Origin of the sequence: Sulfitobacter sp. 1A12157 (genome assembly GCF_043557345.1) — a bacterium.
GTDB lineage: Bacteria > Pseudomonadota > Alphaproteobacteria > Rhodobacterales > Rhodobacteraceae > Sulfitobacter.
Window position 1 is genome coordinate 42,985 of record NZ_JBIFFV010000002.1, and the last position, 17,612, is coordinate 60,596.

Below are 17,612 nucleotides of genomic sequence, written 5' to 3' on the forward strand. Positions count from 1 at the left end.
TTGAGGGTCGTTTCGACGACGGGGTATATTTTTACGGCAAAATGTAATATTGAATGGTGAATTAACTACCTGCCCACAGCCTGCAGATCATCATCAGGAGCAGTATGAGCGGATTTGAGGTTGTCACTTGCGAAGTCGAACACCAAGGCATGGTGAGAACCGTCAAGATGATCCGAGACGGTGATACGCTCGCACCCTACTTCCCTGCGTCTATCTGGCTCATGAATGAATACTACCGGAAGCCGAGAGGCTATGATCAACTGGCTCACCAAGTCGCAAATTTCCTGAACTTTGCCAAAAGCAAAGGGATAGAGCCTCTCCAAGTCGATGCGTTCTTTCTCGAAGCATACTTAGACAAACATCTCTTTCAAGAGAAGCGATTAGAAGCGACTACCGTTGAACACTATCACGGGTTCATCGCAAAGTTCTATAGGGCGATGGAGCATCTGGGGTTCATTGAGAAGGCTATAGAGGTATCGGAATACATAAATCATAGTCTGCAAGAGGAAGTGAATCTGGCGGCCGGAACAAAGAATTCACTCGATCCGTTTGGCCTTTACGCGAAATACCTTTCCTATAAAGACTTCGAAACCCTCTCTGGTTACGTTGTTAAAAAGAACGCGAGGCTAAGAAGGCGAGATGAACTCATACTTCGTGTAGCCTACGAGACCGGTTGCCGCGGCGCTGAAATTGTTGATCCCGACAACTTCAGTATTCCAAGAATTAGGAGTGAGCTGAAGAAAGCTGAAAGCAGCCAGAGAAACGAATTTTTGTACGCAATCATTGGTAAGGGGCGGGGTTCCGGAAAGGTACGGAAGATTGCTTTCCCAACTGCCTTGGCGAAGGATATCCTCCGCTATGTTAATACCTTTCATGTGTCGGGCGATATTGCGTTTGGGTCGGCGCGCGACAGAAGATTAAGCACGTCATATCCGTCAAAAATTTATAAGTCTTGCAAGGACGCCATACTATTGAATGGGAATGCGAACACTCCCAATCTCGATATGTGGATACGGCATAGCCGGACACGGACATTCCACGGATTGAGACATACCTACGCGACTAACCTTGCAAATAGGCTTCGCGCTTTGAACGAAAACTATGAGCAGCTTAGAGAGAGGTTAGGGCATGAAAGTCTCGACACCACGAATATATACATCAACTTCGAAATCCTTCTCCATGGCAACGCCGAAGAACAGAATGCCAAAATGGTCGATCAAACATCTGATGCCAGCCAAGTCCGCTACTTGACGGAGGAGTTTGAATGACTAATCGATCTTCATTTGCGGAAGCGCGTTTAATTCGTGGAGGCCTTACTGAAGAAGAGAGCGACTATGCTGCAGAATACCGTAGCAACGTCCAGAATGTACCAGGCACATTGAAGGGGGTGGCACGGATTGGTGTAGATAGCCTCGGCGTGGTTCAAGAGGTTGGCGTCCCTGCCCAACTACGATGCCACCGATATATCGGGCCGATGATTGCAGTCATAAATTCCCCAGAATCGGGCATCACAGCTTCCCGTGTGCCAAGTTATAAAAGAGCATTTGAATATATAGTGAAGGTAGCGGTCAGCGGTGAAGAATCAGACAGGCGTTATTTTGGAAGAGCGCTACTCAAGCGTTTAAAGTCTGAGTTGACATCAGAATACAGCATTAAGGCAAGCATGGACGACGCCAAGAGGCTGTTCAATAAAGCCGCCGATAAGAGCGATGATCTAAAAGTGAAGCGCGAGATCAGAACCCTTATCGGGGGGAAGGGGGCAAAAGCCCTCGATAGCGGCTATTGGCCAAACCTAAGAGCGGTAGAAAGATACCCGACCAGGTCTCTCGAAGATGTATTCGGCGATAGTCTTAACTATACGAATGAGCAGTACATCGATGCTGTTACTGATTATGCATCTGCGTTTATCCGAAAATGGTCAGATGTTCGAAAGCGACTTCGGAACGAACATCCAGAGCTATATGCTAAGATCTGTGATGCGGTGACGCGGATCGGCGTGGAACGGCTCAAGAAGATTGAAAGAACACAAGCGTACTCACCCAGAGTTCTGAAATGGGAGAATGAGTGGTTCGAAATCTTGGGTATTAACATCGAGATTCTGGTGGCTATGGATGATGCGTTTCTCAATGCAATCGCAATGTCCCAATGGCGGAAGTCAATACATTTCGAACGTTTTTCATCCGCAGTGAATTTGGCCAAAAATGGAGCGAAGGGTTTCGCAGACCAGCTTTTAAAAGTCACTGCGTCATGTTCATACCCGAAATCTCAATGGTCTATTTGGGAAAATGGAGGGAAGAATTTCTCCATTATGTCCAGATTAATGCTTTCACTTCTCGACTTCTTAGGCCCCAGTTTGGAAGAAGAGACGTGCCTTGTCTGGCTGTTGGCATCACGAAGAATTCAGTTGTCTAACACGGTTCGCCTCAAACGGGCGCAAATTGATGAAGATGCGACAGGAATTTGGATTAGAAGCTTCAAGGGGCGGAGTGGTAAGGCCGAGAACGTTTGTATTAAGAAGAATACTAGGATGGGTCGAGCGCTTAAAGCATATCTGTGGGACTATGATCAGCGCCCATTGGGGAATGTCGTTTCTGAAGCGATGATATCACCCTATAAACCGCAGACTGCCCGTTTTAGCTCCACCTGGAATTTCTATCATTTGGCTTTCTCCGATCACTCGGAAGGGCTGATCGAGTACGGTTTGTCAGACGCAAACTTAATTGTAGTTAAACAGATATACTTAAGCGTCGTTCAAGTCAAACGTCAGAATGGCAGAGCGTTTAATTTTGGTGACGTCGAAAGGCGTACGGCTAAAGCGCTGCTTCCTTCGGCAATTGCTCAGTCGCATGTATATGCGGAAGAAGCAAAACGAGGAGGATTCATTAAATCCACTACGCTGCTGAAGTCCTATTACAGTGAAGATCCAGATGAACTCTCACGACAAGCGCAGAATGAATTTCATACATTGAAGACCCGTGAGGAAATCTATCGGGCGCGGTCGAGAGATAAAGTGAAGCTGAGGAAGGGCAGGGCGTTTGCCGCCGCCGTGTCAGAGGAAATGGCCAGTATTTCACATGATATTATTGGTGAATGGGAGGAGAGAACAAGCCCGTTTTCAGTTTCTGCTTTAGTGGATTTTATAGGCTTGCGGGGAAGTAGTCTCGAAGCTCCTCCCGAAACAATCCTAGCGGCCGCCAAGGCAGAGAAATTTATTGTCGAAAAAAGCGGTTTGATTAAAAAGGATGGAATGATTTATCTCTTCGATTCCGGTCTCACGGCTCGCATGATGATGGAAGAGGTGCGCCATATCGAGGGAGAGTTAGAGGGTCTTTTTGCCACCCAAGACCTCGACAAGGCTATCAATGCGTGGGCAAAGCTTAACTTTCTTGAGTTGCTCCTGAAGCGCTTCAGTGCTGTCAGTCTGAAAGATGCATCTGAAAAATATGGGCATTTGGAACGCAGGATACCACATGCACCGATATCGGAAGGGGGGAACTCATGGATCGTGGAATGATAGATGCTGCTAGTTCGTCTGACGGTGCTCCTCTCATTGACTCTTCTTGTTACGCCAAGAACCCAGGTAAGTATTTCGACGATATTTGGTTTATTCATCACGTCGATTCAGGCGAGGTAGTGAAAATTGACTTTAGGAGTCGTTTCGGGGAGCTTCGAAGCTGGCAGCAGCTGGTCGCAAAGAATATTGTGTTCTTGCGTTGTGAAGGAGTGGATAATGGCTTTGCGACTGTGCAGAGTCCCAGAAGCATGAGTTCTACCTATGGTAACATTGCCTCAGTATTTCATTTCATGAACAGTAAGTTTCAGGGGCGACTGCTAGCTGATCTCAGTGAGAGTGAACTTATAGAGCTCGTGATACACAATATCGATGGTTCGATTGCTCGGGGGCCCACGGTGTTCAGTAGAATTCGTCTACTTGCGTGGATGTATGATCTGCGGTACGCGGAGCACCGTTTGGTGCCTGAGCAGTACTTACCGGCGTCTAATCTAAGTGGGCGTTGGGAAGACCTTTGCTCAGTATGGGTGAGAGATGCCGGCGAAAGCTACGCAGATTGGCGGGCTGGCGGAAGTTTTTCGATCGTTCCTTTCGAAATTGCTTTGGCTGTCCTAGGTTATTGTTTCCAGCTGATAAAATCGGATGAGACCAAATACGTCCTCGCGTGGTTTCAAACGGAACGAAGGCTTCGCGAAGAGGGAAGGCTTCCTAGTTGGAAGACCGCTGGCCAATTTTTCTCAAATTTTGGTGAACGGAGCACATGCTATGGCAGCCGATTAAAGGCTTGGTCTGTAGATCAAGTGTTCTTCGAGGAGCTTTGCAAGTGTTACCCGAACGTGAAGTCGAGAGATCAGCTTCCCCTTCCATCAATCCCATTCGCGATTGGCACACATTCAATTAAGAGTTCAATTACCCGAAAGGGGGACCATCTTCTTACAGCATGTTATTTGGCGATTCTTATTTTGACTGGTATCCGACATAGTGAAGCGAGCGGAATGGCACGCGACGCGTTCGAGAAAAAGGGGGCGGACTATATCTTCGCGTCGAACATCGAAAAAACCAACCATGGGGTCGTTACGGATCGGCATGTTTCGGCTGCTGTCGCCGATTTTATCGATGTCCTGGATGGTCTAGGTGGCGTCGGCTTGACCTGCGAGAGGAGGAAAGAGCTTTTCTCCTACTTTAGGTATAGTTTCAACTCGCAGAACCAGCCGGTATACTCTCTGAATAAAAACGCTATTAACGTTACGATGCAGGTTAATTCCTTCTACGAGATTTTTCTTGAGGGACAGGGTGATGATGTCCGTAACTATTGCCCGCACGTAACAGCTCATGGATTCCGCCATGCTTGGGCCGAGTTTGCCATGCGCCGTTTCGATGGAAATATTATGCCACTTATCCGCGATCATTACCGGCACCATTTCGGGTCGAAAATGACTGGAGTCTACACGCATAATAAGGTCGAGCTGTCGGAGTATCAGCACCTTGGTAGGCGCCAGATTTTTGAACTCGTCAGTCGATACGTAGATGGTGCTGCCACCCTCCATGGGCAGCTGGGTGAATTCCTCACGAGGCAAGCGGACAATATTGGTTTAGTCGAGATGCACGATAAGAGTGCGCGTGATGCAACCATTAGGCAGATTATAGAAGAGCATGTTGGCGAGCCGATTGTCACCCCTCATGAATATGGTTTATGTGTTTTGACTGAGAACACAAAACAACTCGCGAATTGCCGTGACGAAGCGGGTATTCCAAGAACCCAAACGGCTGATGTAGATAGCTGCGTAGGGTGTGTAAATAGTTGCATAATAAAACAAACTGACAACAAGGATGATCCTCACTTCCTGACATTAAAACGACGTCTTGCGACCTACCGAGCGGAGGCTCAGGAATGGCAAGGCAATGATCTGATCGGCCCACTGTTCGTTGATGGCGCTCAAAAGACTCTTAGGGCTCTGGAGGCTCTGGTGAGAAAAATGGAGAAGGTGGATGTCTGACCTTGAAATGGAAGATTTTGATCTCGATTTCTCTCCTCAGCTGCCTGACAAAGCTCGCCCGCCTCTCTGGTATTATGATGCTGATGTTGCGCAAAGCTACAAAAGCATTGTGGATGTCGCACTCGTAGCGTTCGAGAAGAAGCTGGCATTCACCCGGGGATTGAAGCCCGGACGCACAGTCAAAATCAAGGAGTGGAAATTGGTCGCCGCAACTCTCAACAAAGCAGCGGGGCTCAACGAGGGACACCTCAGAAATAAGGATCGGCGAGATGTTCTGCGCACTGTAGAGTTCATAGGGTCGCTGAACACGCGCTTGGAGGCCGCGATCAAGGCCCGGAGTTTGAGCAACGCTAGGCCCTCAGCAACTGAGAGAAAGGCCGCCTACTCCGCCCTGCTTGAAAAGTATCGTAAGCTCGAGCAGATAAAGCTTTCGGAGTATGCCAAAGCGGCGTTCGAGCAAAACATGGCCGATCGCCTAGCGTCCCAGAACCATTCCTATGTTTCGCTATTCCAACAGAACAATCGTCTTCTCGAAAATAACGCCAAGTTGGATGAGGATGTAGAGCGACTACAAGGGAAGCTTGTTGAAGCATACGAAGAGATCAGCAGGCTTAAAGATCAGTTGAGGACCAAGTTCCAGATGAAGGTGGCGGAATAATGTCCAGCGGTCGGCAATTAGGGAGCGAGAACTTTGCTCGCTTCGTTGCATGGGTCTCTGAGCGGGAAGCGCGGGGTGATCATGCGGACTATATTCGTCGGGGTAAGCTAAACCGCAAGGAGGTTGCCACTGAGCTTGGCTTCAACAGACGTTCATTTGGACAGAACCCCGCCATCAAACAACTCGTCGAAGAACTCGACGTTCGATGGGGTTCGCAACATCCAGCCCTATCCAAATCCATCGCTGAGGAAAGCGCCGCGAGGGAAAGAGCCAATGATCGAATGAAGCGCACAGCGACGTCGAATTCGAAGCTGTTGCAGCGGATCGCAAGCTTGCAAGAGGAGAACCGACAATTGCGCCGTGAACTCGAAGAGGTGAAGCATTTCAAGTCGGCGAGAGATGCCTTCTTGGAGACGACGAAAGACTTCCGCTGACCCATGCTCATCCAGGTATCGAAGAGGCGTCGAAATGGCTCTGTCAGCGCCATGCGCATCGCAGCTGATGGCAGCGTCATACACGTGGCGAATAGCCTCTCTGTTTCGCTGCCAGAAGCCTGCAAGGATGCTGCCAAGGTTGGTTCCTTGTGGGAAGTCGACGGGCCGACGGCACAGACAACGTTCACGGCCGGCGGATACACAATCATCGAGGATCATCTCGAAGCCCATACAGCTCGGTTCGTAAAGCCAAACACTCGCTTGCTGGAAACGTGGCTCCAGAGAAACGTGAAGGGCATTGGGGAGGTCAAGGCTGGTCGCCTGGCCCGCAATCCTCGCTTGATCGAGATCATCGAGGAACGGGACATTAGCTCGCTTTTGGAGGCTGGGGTTCCGAGTCGGTCCATCGGCCCACTGCTACTGGAATTCCCAAGCGATGCCTACATGGCAGCTATCAACTGGCTTGCTGATCACCATCTGCCGGTAAAGCTGGCTGAAACGCTTTCGGCGGTTTGGCGTGAGAAAACCATCGCGATGTTGAAGGAGAACCCGTTTCGGCTGCTGAACTTCGACGTCCCATTCGAGCTGTGCTGCAAGATTGCAAAGGGGTTGGGCTTTGCCTCGGATCACCCGAAATACCAAGCTGCGTTGGCAGCTGATCTCATTTCGCAATATTGTCGCGCTACGTCATCGACTTTGATGCTACGGCCTGCGTTCGAGAAGAAATGCAGAGAGATGGGTGTCGACTTCAATGTCGTCCTGCGGCACGCGATGGAACAGGAACTCATCGGCTATATCCGTGGCGAGGACGGCTTTCAACTTGAAGGGGAATTTCTGCTTGAGGCCCTTACGGGGCAGAGGCTGCGTGATGCAATCCTTCGACCGCCGGGCGCGGGCAGCAGCGCGGCGGATTGGGAGTGCAATCTAACCGTTGAGGCGGTTAAGGAGCGATTGCGCGAATTTGAGCAGACCATTCAATTCAGGCTCACGGATGAGCAAAGGCGTGCGGTGTTGCTTGCGTCAAGTATGAACGTGTTCGCGCTATCGGGCGGAGCAGGGACGGGCAAGACGACAATCCTTCAGGCTATCGTGACGGTGTTGGAGAGGGTCTCCTTTGGTGTTGATATCTTCCAGGTCGCGTTGTCAGGGCGGGCTGCACAAAGGATGGTTGAAGCCACTGGTAGACCTGCTTCGACAATTGCTAAGTTCTGTGCGGACATGGCAAGGAAGAAGCAGGACCAGCGTCCCGACCATTGCATCGTTGTGATCGATGAAGCCAGTATGGTCGATCTATATTCCATGCACGCCCTTCTGCTACACCTACCTGCTGCCACGCGTTTTATCTTCGTAGGTGACGTGGACCAATTGCCGCCCGTCGGGGGCGGCCTGTTGTTTCATAACATTATGAAATCGACCTTCCCGGCCGTCGAACTAACTGAGGTGAAACGCCAAGGAGCCGAGAGCGGAATTCATCGGTTTGCAACGGCGGTGAGGCATCAACACGGGTGCATAGCTTTGCCTGACTATCAGGAGGGAGTGGAAATTGATTGCGCTGTCCTACGACGCGTCGACCCAGATGAAATTGGTCAGTTGTTCCAGGTTCACGGGGGGGCTGAACGGTGCGCAATTCTAACCTCGATGCAAGCTGGCGAAGCTGGTGTCGGAAACCTGAACATGGGCATGCAACGCCGGCTGGGCTTCAACCGTCCTGTAGTTCGTCTAGTCCATGAGGACGGCGTCTATGACTACGTAAATTTCACAGGCAGCAAGTTCTACCTGAACGATCCAATCCTCATAACAAAGAACGACTACGACATTGGCGTTAGAAATGGCGATCTCGGCACCATCGTGGAGATCTTCGATGAACAAACCGAGGACGGGCACCTTGGCTGCGTTAAGATCGGCGGCCGGATGTTCGATCTAAATGCAGACCTGTTGGACAAGATGAGCCTCGGTTACGCTATGACCATCCATAAGGCGCAGGGGTCGCAGTGGGAGAACGTAATCCTCGTCTTGAACAGAAGGGCAACGCACATGCTGGATAAGACGCTGCTCTACACGGGCGCGACACGCGCACAGAAGAAACTAATTGTTTGCAGTGAGGATATGGGCCTGGTCCAGCAAGCGGTGGATCGAGGCTCAATCGCCCTCCAGCGAAAGACTAACCTTTTACAGCACCTGGACGCGGACTTCTAAGGTGGCCCGAATTCGATGCACGTTTGTCGCGAACCTCGAACGAAGACCTGATGTGCCTTTGATTGGGGAAATGAATGGAGCGACGAATGAACCTGTTTGAGCAACAAGACGATGCGACTGAGCCTGAAACAGGAAAGGCTAAGACCCGCCCCTTGGCTGACCTACTGAGGCCTCAAGCCATCGAGGAAGTTATCGGTCAAGACAAGCTACTGGCCGGCGATGGTCCGCTGGGCTCCATGTTGGCAGCAGGGAAAATCTCGTCTCTAATCCTGTGGGGGCCGACCGGCGTCGGGAAGACCACTATTGGCAGGCTGCTGGCTATGAAAACGGATTTTCATTTCGAGCAGATCAGTGCAATATTCAGTGGCGTCGCGGACCTTAAGAGGGCTTTCCAGGCGGCGCGCGGCCGCCACCGCAGGGGGCAGGGAACACTCCTTTTCATTGACGAGATCCACCGTTTCAACAAGACCCAGCTTGACGCCTTGCTGCCAGTGATGGAAGACGGGACGGTTACCGTATGCGGAGCAACGACAGAGAACCCATCATTCTCTGTGAACAGGGCTGTGCTTAGCCGGTGTCAGGTGATGGTCTTGGAGCGCCTTGACGAACGAGCGCTATCCGCCATAATTGCACGCACTGAGAGGGTTCTTGATAGCCCCCTGCCTTTGGACGACGAAGCGAAGGAGCTCCTTTGTGCCATGGCGGATGGTGATGGGCGAGCTCTTCTGAATTTGGTCGAGAGCACGCTCACTTGGCCCCGGGACCATATCTATTCTGCAAAGGAAGTGGCCAATCGCTTGACACAGCGCGCGGCGCAGTATGATCGCGCGTCAGATGGTCACTACTCGATCGCAAGTGCCATCCAGAAATCGATAAGGGGTTCTGACCCCGAGGCCGCAATTTACTGGGTCCATAGAGCGCTTGAGGGCGGCGAAGATCCTCGTTTTATCCTGCGGCGGCTGACAATGATCGCATGGGAGGACGTAGGGTTGGCAGATCCGGAGGCATCCCGTATCTGTCTGAGCGCGTGGGACACTTTCGAAAAGCTTGGCAGTCCCGAAGGCGATCTGGCTGTATCTCAGGCCGCAATTTACTTGGCCTTGGCCCCGAAATCGAATGCCGGCTATTTGGCACACAAAGCCGCGCGCGCTGATGCGAAAATATCCGGTTCCGCACCTCCCCCCATGCACATCGTGAATGCGCCCACAGCAATGATGAAGAATCTTGGATACGGCGAAGGGTATCAATATGATCACGATGCTCCCGACGGTTTCTCTGGTCAGGTTTTCTTTCCTGATGGGATGGCAAGGCCCCAGCATTATCTGCCTGTTGAACGCGGGTTCGAGCGAGAACTATCAAAAAGGGTTCGCTACTTCGAAAAGCTTCGGAAAGTCCGCAACTCCGAAGGCGGGTAAGAACTAGTAGGTGCGCCCCGCCGATCATTTCGCAGCAATGAGGGCCGACCGCTCTCATCATTAAGGGCCGTAGGTTGGCCCTCATTGTTTGTTGCGACCGGGCTATCGCCTGATAGACTTTTTACCTTCCGCGGTAGAAAAGGCGCTGGTACCAAATACTCGCACAGGAGGCTGTATATCTGCATGAATTGCAGGACGGGTTTCAAGCCAAGCGCTTAATCAAAGACTGGGTCGGGTTTTACAACTCCGAGGTGTCACACACGGCTCTCGACAAACAATCCTCTGACGACGCATTCGTTGAAGCAGAGCGGACCCAGAGGGCGGCATGAAACCAACCAAATTACATCTTAGCTGAGCCACAAAGCTGTCCTAAAAAACAGGACCATTTCAGGGGCACGAGAGAGGGGCGATATCGAGGTGAGCTTCACCGATACCTCGGGCTGATGTTCGCAGAAGCGCATCGGTGAAACACATGACGGAGCGAAACTCATCACTGGCAGGGGCGGCGCAGGTGAAAGCGATGCCCGCAGCTTACCCGACGGCCACTTCGGACGTAGGGTCGATTTTCTGACGGGGTGGCGTTCGGTCTTTTAACGCTGTCTGAAAGCAGTTTGTGGGGCCTTATCGTGGAGGCATTTCACTCGCCCCACCGACTTGGCCGGATGGTCCGCCACTCTTCATTCTTGTGCGCATGAGTGCGCTCCATACCGTTTGCTCTGGCAAACGATGCCGGTGACATTGTCACTGTCTTTCAGTATCTTTGTTGTCTTCGTGGTCGGGTTTCTTCTCTACGTCGCCGTGGCCGAAGAGTTGGACGTTCTGGTGCGCGTGGTGGATGTTCTCGAACTCAAAGCTGGAATGCATTATGCTGAACTCCGCACTCAGCCGTTCTTTGATTTCCGCCTTGACCGGTTCGATGCGGCTCCAGCCCGCCTCTGTCAGCACCACGTGACAGTCGAGCGCTGCTTCGTGTTCCTGCATTTGCCAGAGATGAACGTGATGCACGTCCTCGACACCATCCACCTCGGTCATCGCCCGGACCACTGCACGGCTATCCATGTCGGGGGGGCTGCCGAGCATCAACGTACGGATCGGCTTTCCGATTTCGGTCAGGGCGAGGTAGAGAATGTAGAGGGCAATGGCAATCGTGATCGCCGGATCGACCCAAGTCACGTCGTAGAGAATGATCAGCGTCCCCCCGATGATCACCGCTACTGAGGCCAGTGCGTCGGATAGATTGTGTAGGAAGAGCGCGCGGATGTTCACGCTGCCTTTCTGCATCGACCAGGTGAGCCATGCGGTCAAGCTGTCTACCGCGAGCGCCACGCAACCGAGGATAACGACGGTCCAGCCAGCGACCTCCGTTGGCTCGATAAAGCGCATCGCGCCCTCGTAAATCAGATAGACGCCGACAAGGATTAGGGTGGTGTAGTTGATCAGCGCCGCTACGATCTCGATCCGGCCATAGCCGAAGGTCATGCGTTCATCTGCCGGTCGCCGGGCAATCTTGCGCGCGACGAAGGCGATGACTAGCGATGCCATATCAGAGAAATTGTGCAGTGCGTCTGCAATGAGGGCAAGACTGCCAGAAAAGATGCCGCCGACGACCTGCGCAACAGTCAGAAGAGCATTGGCCCAAATGGCGACCGATACCCTCCGGTCCCCGGAAGTCGGGTCCATGTGGGCATTACCGTGATCATGCGGCATAATGCGGCTCCTCTTGATTGTGGGCCGTAATCTCTGGCGAGGGGACCAAGCGGCCCGACCGGAGCGCGGCGACACGTGCGTTCATCCAATGGCGAATTCCGTGTCGGTAGAGCCATCCACGAAGGCGTCCGAATTCCTGCCGATGTTGCCGATAGAATTCATCCGGGGCATCAAATGTTCCGAGGTCGCGCGTGATGCCAGTGCGTTGGATGTAGGTGTCACCACCGCGCCAGTCGACCGGTGGTGCGCCGAGACAATCTGTCCCGATGCCGTAACCGCAGAACTCTTTGCGTCCGGGGAAGTGCGCTTGGAGCCGGGTTAGGTAGTCAGTATCCAGAATAAAGCCTTCGAGGTTCACCCAGGTGCCAATAACGCGAACCTCGACCCATGAATGCAGGATCTCTACCGGCGCAATCGGGTAGACTGCTTCGGGCACGACGCCACGCTGAAGAGCCTTGTGAATGGTGAAGCCATGCAGCCGGCAAGGGAAACCGAGCGCGCGCAGAAGCGCCATCAGCAGCGTGGCCTTAGTATTGCACTGGCCATAGCCGTCCATCAGCACGACTGAGGCCGGAATGTTGTCCGCGCGGTTATAGCCGAAGTGGATCTCATTACGGACGAAATCATATGCTGCGCCGATCCGACCATGTTCGGAAAGCGCCAGCCAGCCACGCTTTTCGATGAGACTACTGATCGGGCCTCGGCAAAAGTCGAGTAATTCTGTCGGCTGAAGCAAAGTTGTGTCGGCATTCATTCCCGTCTCCATCGAATCGTGATGAGACAAGTGTAATTGCTACAGTAGATGTAGCTTCAAGTCGAAAGTTATCCCGTGCGCTGCGCTACTAGGATGATGTTCGCTCCCGCGAGGCACCATCACCAAAAAAGTCGAAATCCATTTTGAACATCCTGGAGGTTGATCCCTAGGTTAATGCGCTACACGAAGCCAACTACAAGTTCGGACCACCTAAGAACTCGAATTCCGTTCAGGGCGGTTAGCTCAGTTCATTTGTGTGGAAAAATCTGCTGCGATGGTGAGGTGCCCACATGCCAATGGATAGCGATGACCGTTTCCTTAACTACATCTTAGCTGGGGGCTGCGGCGTTAGCTGGGGTTTATGGGGCTACTTACATGCCTGTATGCCTGTGAAAACGGATCAGCGCCAATGGCCCGCGTCAGGAAGTGGCTGGCGTTATACATTCATAAAAGCCGGCCTTTGACCCTTGGCCGCAAACCGCCTGCTATTGTCCGTTGGCAGAGAATTGAAACGGTGAACTCGTATCATCAGTTGCTAGAAGTAGCTTTTTTCGTCACAGAAACCGCCCGAGTAGGGGTGTTAACACAAATAAGGGAACGGATTTAGGTTCCAAGAAGCCCGGTTCGATAGAAATATTTCTCTTGAACCTACAGCGGCTTTAGGAGTTAGGACCGCAGGCGAAGAACGGCATTCGAGTCAAACAGGCCATACTGCTTCAGGCTTTCCTTACTGAACGGCAGAGTGGTCTTGTTTAAGCTTAGTTTGCCTACCTAACGTTGAAGGAATAAGAATGATGCTGACAAGACGACATTTTCTCCAGACCAGCGGTGCGCTGTTTTCTACTCCAATCGCTGGCCCGCTACTGGCAGCCACCCGGCCCACCAAGGAGGAGAAGGCCGCCTGGGACGCGCAGGTCACACCTCCCGCTTTTGATCCAACTACGTCAAACCCGTGGGGCCTGCACCCGCGCTTTTTGCCCCAGCGGGTGGACGCTAAGGACGGGCTTGTTCCGGGAGACGTCCACGTCGATGCCGTAGCGCGCTACATCTATCACATCGAAGAAGGGGGAACTGCGATGCGTTACGGTGTGGCGATCGCCCGTGGTAACCTGTACGAGCCCGGCACGTATACGATCCAGCGAAAAGTGGAATGGCCAAACTGGACGCCGACCCAAAACATGATCGCACGCGATCCCGAGCTCTATGGCCCGGTTGCCGACGGTGTTGACCCTGGCCCAGAAAACCCTCTTGGCTCGCGGGCGCTTTACCTTTTTGAAGGCAACCGAGACACCTATCTACGCATTCACGGGACGCCCGAACCAAGAAGCATCGGCGGGCGCGCGAGTTCGGGGTGTGTCCGCATGGTCATGGCACATATCAACCATCTATACCCGAACGTCAAAACTGGTTCGACGGCGTTCCTGTATTCGGCAGAAGAAAGCGTGACCCCGCGAACGTGATCTACGCCCAACCAGTCTGCACTGGTCAATTAGTCACGCCGAGCGCGTGGCGCAGATCGGGTTGCCACCTATTGAGCGGAGCGGCACCAGTGTCGTTTCTACTGGACCGCTGTGCTCATACCAGTAGCATCCATCCTCGGAACGAAGCCGAGCTGTTGTGAGGTCCTGACCAGGTGCAGCTAGGTTAACGATTTGTTCGGGAAGGTTTCCAACCGCGTCTACCGGCGCGCGGGAGTTAGCCATTGGTGCGGCACATCCGCTTGCGAGCAGCAGGGCCGCTCCAATCATCATATGTCGTGTTTGCATTCAGTCCTCTGACCTGTCCTAATTTGGTTTTCACCAACAATCTTGCATACCGGGCACAGGTCCACAAGAACCACCCTGGGGCGGTCGGAGCGCGGCATCTTCAAAAGAGTTCATAAAAAGAAACGCAATTTTTCTATTGAACCTCTAGTAACTGTAGGGGCTATGTCAGAGTTGAATCAATCTAATCCTAGGGTCAATCTATGTCTATCCATGACCACCGCCGCGACCACAAACACAAATCTGACCGCGATCGCGAGCACAGTGATTATCAAGAGCATCCGAAAGGAGTTTCCCACTCTCATGGAGAAGGTGGTACGTGCTGCGGTGCTGGAGCCGACACGGAACCAGCACAACCCATCCCCGCGACCGGACGAAGTTTCCAGGTCTCTGGTCTGGATTGTGCCGAAGAGGTGGCGATCCTGAATAGGGCTGTCGGTCCAACAGTTGGCGGGACAGAGCATCTGGCGTTTGATGTCATTAATGGACGAATGACGATTCTGGATACTGCGGATAAGATTTCAGATGATGAGGTCGCTGAGTTGGTCGCGAGCACGGGCATGAGCGCGAAACCGTGGGATGCCGACAACGCGGCCGAAAATCAGGCAGCGCATTTGGCACGTCAAAAGCGTTTTACCACGCTGAGCGGCGGGTTTTGGGCGGCAGGATTTCTCTACCATATCGTCGAAACGGGCATGGGTGGTGCGCTTGGTCTGTTTGCAGGGCATGGCACGGCGCCGATGCCCATCGCGGAAGCCGGGCTGTTTGCCGTCGCAATCCTTTTTGGCGTCTGGCTCGTTGCACCAAAGGCCTGGTCTTCAGCACGCAGAATTAGCCCTGACATGAATCTATTGATGGTGGTGGCCGTGGCGGGTGCTATCGGGCTGGGCGAATTATTCGAGGCAGCGACAGTTGCGTTTTTCTTTTCACTGTCGCTCTACCTTGAGAGCTGGAGTGTGGGGCGGGCGCGCAATGCGGTGTCGGCCCTTCTGGATTTAGCACCACCGACAGCCAGGATTATCCGGCCGGATGGTAGCGAGGCGAATGTTCCAGCGGCAGAAGTTGCCGTGGATGATCGCTTCATCGTGCGCGGCGGCGACCGCATCCCACTTGATGGCGAGGTCTTAGAGGGGGCCGGGGCTGTCGACCAGGCCCCGATCACTGGCGAAAGCGCACTGGTTCCGAAGGAACTCGGCGACGAGGTTTATGCCGGCACAATCAATGGTGAGGGCACACTGACGGTGCGCGCGACGAAGGCCGCCTCGGACACGGTGCTCGCGAAAATCATTCGCATGGTCGGCGATGCCCATGCCCGTCGCGCCCCGGTCGAGCAATGGGTCGCGAAGTTTGCACGCATCTACACCCCCATAGTGATGGCGCTGGCGGTCGCCCTTGCGCTGGTGCCGCCGCTCCTCCTGGGCGGTGCCTGGGACTATTGGTTCTACAATGCGTTGGTGCTGCTGGTAATCGCCTGCCCCTGTGCCCTTGTCATCTCAACACCAGTTTCGATCGTGGCAGCGCTGACCGCGTCGGCGCGAGCAGGGGTGCTTATCAAGGGGGGCGCTTATGTTGAGGCGCCAGGTCGCACCACTGCGCTGGCGATGGATAAGACGGGAACGATCACTATGGGCGAACCCGAGGTTGCAGCAGTTCACGCATTGGGCGAAGCCTCCGCGCGCGATCTCATAACGCTGGCAGCGAGTTTGGAGGCACGGTCTTCGCACCCGCTGGCACGGGCCATTCTCGCGCGCGCGCAAACTGATGGTGTTTCCATAACTGCTGCAGAGGATACACGCACCGTGCCTGGACGCGGGCTGGAAGGGCGCGCCGACGGGCGTGTAATCTGGCTCGGCTCGGATCGGTTCGCTGAGGAGAAGGGGTTTGGCAATCACATTCCGACAGATTTGAGAGATCGAATAGAAGGAGCAGGGAGCACCTTAGTTGTAGTGGGTGACGAGACTGCCGTGGTCGGCATACTAGAGCTGCGCGACCGCATCCGCCCTGATGCTAAGGGGGTCGTTGAAAAGTTGCATGCGCAGGGTGTGGAGACGATCGTGATGTTGACGGGCGACAACGAACGCACCGCGCGTGCCGTCGCGGCCGAAGTTGGGATCGACGAAGTGCGCGCCGAACTTTTGCCAGAAGATAAGGTGACGGCCATCGAAGAACTGGTGGAAATCCACGACATGGTGGCGATGATTGGTGACGGCGTGAACGACGCACCGGCCATGGCGCGGGCGCATTATGCCATTGCCATGGGGGCTGTCGGATCTGATGCGGCCATCGAGACGGCCGACATTGCGCTGATGACTGACGATATCGGCAAGGTGCCCTGGCTTATTGGTCATTCACGCCGGACCATGTCGATCATCCACCAGAATATTGGTATATCGTTGGCGACCAAAGCGCTGTTCGTCGGGCTGACCGCGTTCGGCATGGCCTCTATGTGGGGCGCCATCGCTGCGGATGTGGGCGTATCCCTGTTGGTGGTCGCCAATGCACTGCGGCTTTTGAACGGCTATCAGGTCGAGGGCGGGCCTTCGGGCGGTGAACCGGTGGGCGAGAATATGGCAAAGGGAGCACTCGCGCACGGTCATTGATCCGGCATTTGCGGTTAAGTAACGCCTAAAACACATCAGACCTCACGAAAGGGGCATCAAGCAGTAATGACTACCAATTTTCCACGACGGGTCTTTATTCTAAGTGGGTTGGCTGCCTTCCTGTCAGGCTGTGCAGATAAGTTCCGGACCTACAACGGACCCAAAGTAACCCGTCTTCGCATGTACAAGGCACAGCGGTTGCTCGTCCTTGACGGGAAGGCGGGCGTTTTGCGTACATTTCCCATCGGATTGGGCTTCGCGCCCCAGGGTCACAAACAGTTCGAGGGAGACGGCCGTACGCCAGAAGGCACCTACGTGATTGACCGACGCAACCCGGACAGCCTCTTCCACCTCTCCATCGGCATCTCATATCCCAACGCGGCGGATATTGCCTTTGCTGAGTCCCAAGGAAAGTCGCCGGGTGGCGATATTTTTATTCACGGTGGGCCACGCAAGGGGATCGACCCGATGAACAAGCGTGACTGGACCGCAGGATGCATCGCCGTAACGGACCGTCAGATCGAGGAAATCTACGCAATGGTGAAAAATGGAACACCGATCGACATTTATGCTTGAT

Annotated in this window: 12 protein-coding genes; 10 read left to right on the top strand and 2 right to left on the bottom strand. The window is 53.5% G+C overall.

From position 1 onward, the window contains the following. Positions 1–104 precede the first annotated feature (104 nt). The 7 genes from ACGYLC_RS04125 (at position 105) to ACGYLC_RS04155 (ending at position 10,211) form a co-directional block, all read left to right on the top strand. A complete protein-coding gene (locus tag ACGYLC_RS04125) occupies positions 105–1,268 on the top strand; it encodes a site-specific integrase (RefSeq protein WP_093737972.1) in 1,164 nt (387 codons plus the stop codon). Continuing rightward, a complete protein-coding gene (locus ACGYLC_RS04130) occupies positions 1,265–3,514 on the top strand; it encodes a hypothetical protein (RefSeq protein WP_139186604.1) in 2,250 nt (749 codons plus the stop codon). The genes ACGYLC_RS04125 and ACGYLC_RS04130 overlap by 4 nt, the downstream gene beginning before the upstream one ends. After that, positions 3,499–5,508 (top strand): hypothetical protein, encoded by a 2,010-nt coding sequence (locus ACGYLC_RS04135; RefSeq protein WP_093737968.1) that lies wholly within the window; start codon positions 3,499–3,501, stop codon positions 5,506–5,508. Before ACGYLC_RS04130 ends, ACGYLC_RS04135 begins: the two co-directional genes overlap by 16 nt. After that, positions 5,501–6,166: a hypothetical protein gene (locus ACGYLC_RS04140; protein WP_093737966.1), complete on the top strand. Its 666-nt coding sequence runs from the start codon at positions 5,501–5,503 to the stop codon at positions 6,164–6,166. Before ACGYLC_RS04135 ends, ACGYLC_RS04140 begins: the two co-directional genes overlap by 8 nt. Further along, entirely contained in the window at positions 6,166–6,600 is a 435-nt protein-coding gene (locus ACGYLC_RS04145) for a hypothetical protein (protein ID WP_093737964.1), read from the top strand. The genes ACGYLC_RS04140 and ACGYLC_RS04145 overlap by 1 nt, the downstream gene beginning before the upstream one ends. A gap of 3 nt (positions 6,601–6,603) precedes the next feature. After that, on the top strand, positions 6,604–8,796 hold the full coding sequence (locus ACGYLC_RS04150; protein ID WP_093737962.1) for an AAA family ATPase: 2,193 nt from the start codon (positions 6,604–6,606) through the stop codon (positions 8,794–8,796). An 86-nt stretch (positions 8,797–8,882) separates the two neighbouring features. Then, positions 8,883–10,211 carry a replication-associated recombination protein A gene (locus ACGYLC_RS04155; protein ID WP_093737960.1) on the top strand — a complete coding sequence of 443 codons (1,329 nt, stop codon included), beginning with the start codon at positions 8,883–8,885 and terminating at the stop codon, positions 10,209–10,211. Between the two features lie 741 nt (positions 10,212–10,952). On the opposite strand, the gene ACGYLC_RS04160 is transcribed toward ACGYLC_RS04155, so the two are convergent. Both ACGYLC_RS04160 and ACGYLC_RS04165 read right to left on the bottom strand, forming a co-directional pair. Next, entirely contained in the window at positions 10,953–11,918 is a 966-nt protein-coding gene (locus ACGYLC_RS04160; RefSeq protein WP_093737957.1) for a cation diffusion facilitator family transporter, read from the bottom strand. Then, positions 11,908–12,672 carry a transglutaminase family protein gene (locus tag ACGYLC_RS04165; RefSeq protein ID WP_244153561.1) on the bottom strand — a complete coding sequence of 255 codons (765 nt, stop codon included), beginning with the start codon at positions 12,670–12,672 and terminating at the stop codon, positions 11,908–11,910. Before ACGYLC_RS04165 ends, ACGYLC_RS04160 begins: the two co-directional genes overlap by 11 nt. A 794-nt stretch (positions 12,673–13,466) precedes the next feature. On the opposite strand from ACGYLC_RS04165, the gene ACGYLC_RS04170 reads away from it, so the two are divergent. The 3 genes from ACGYLC_RS04170 (at position 13,467) to ACGYLC_RS04180 (ending at position 17,611) form a co-directional block, all read left to right on the top strand. Further along, complete coding sequence (locus ACGYLC_RS04170; protein ID WP_067264455.1) at positions 13,467–14,132, top strand: L,D-transpeptidase; 666 nt, start codon at positions 13,467–13,469, stop codon at positions 14,130–14,132. Between the two features lie 716 nt (positions 14,133–14,848). Next, a complete protein-coding gene (locus tag ACGYLC_RS04175) occupies positions 14,849–17,035 on the top strand; it encodes a cation-translocating P-type ATPase (protein WP_260012835.1) in 2,187 nt (728 codons plus the stop codon). 66 nt (positions 17,036–17,101) lie between these two features. Further along, positions 17,102–17,611: a murein L,D-transpeptidase family protein gene (locus tag ACGYLC_RS04180; RefSeq protein WP_067264398.1), complete on the top strand. Its 510-nt coding sequence runs from the start codon at positions 17,102–17,104 to the stop codon at positions 17,609–17,611. Position 17,612 lies beyond the last annotated feature (1 nt).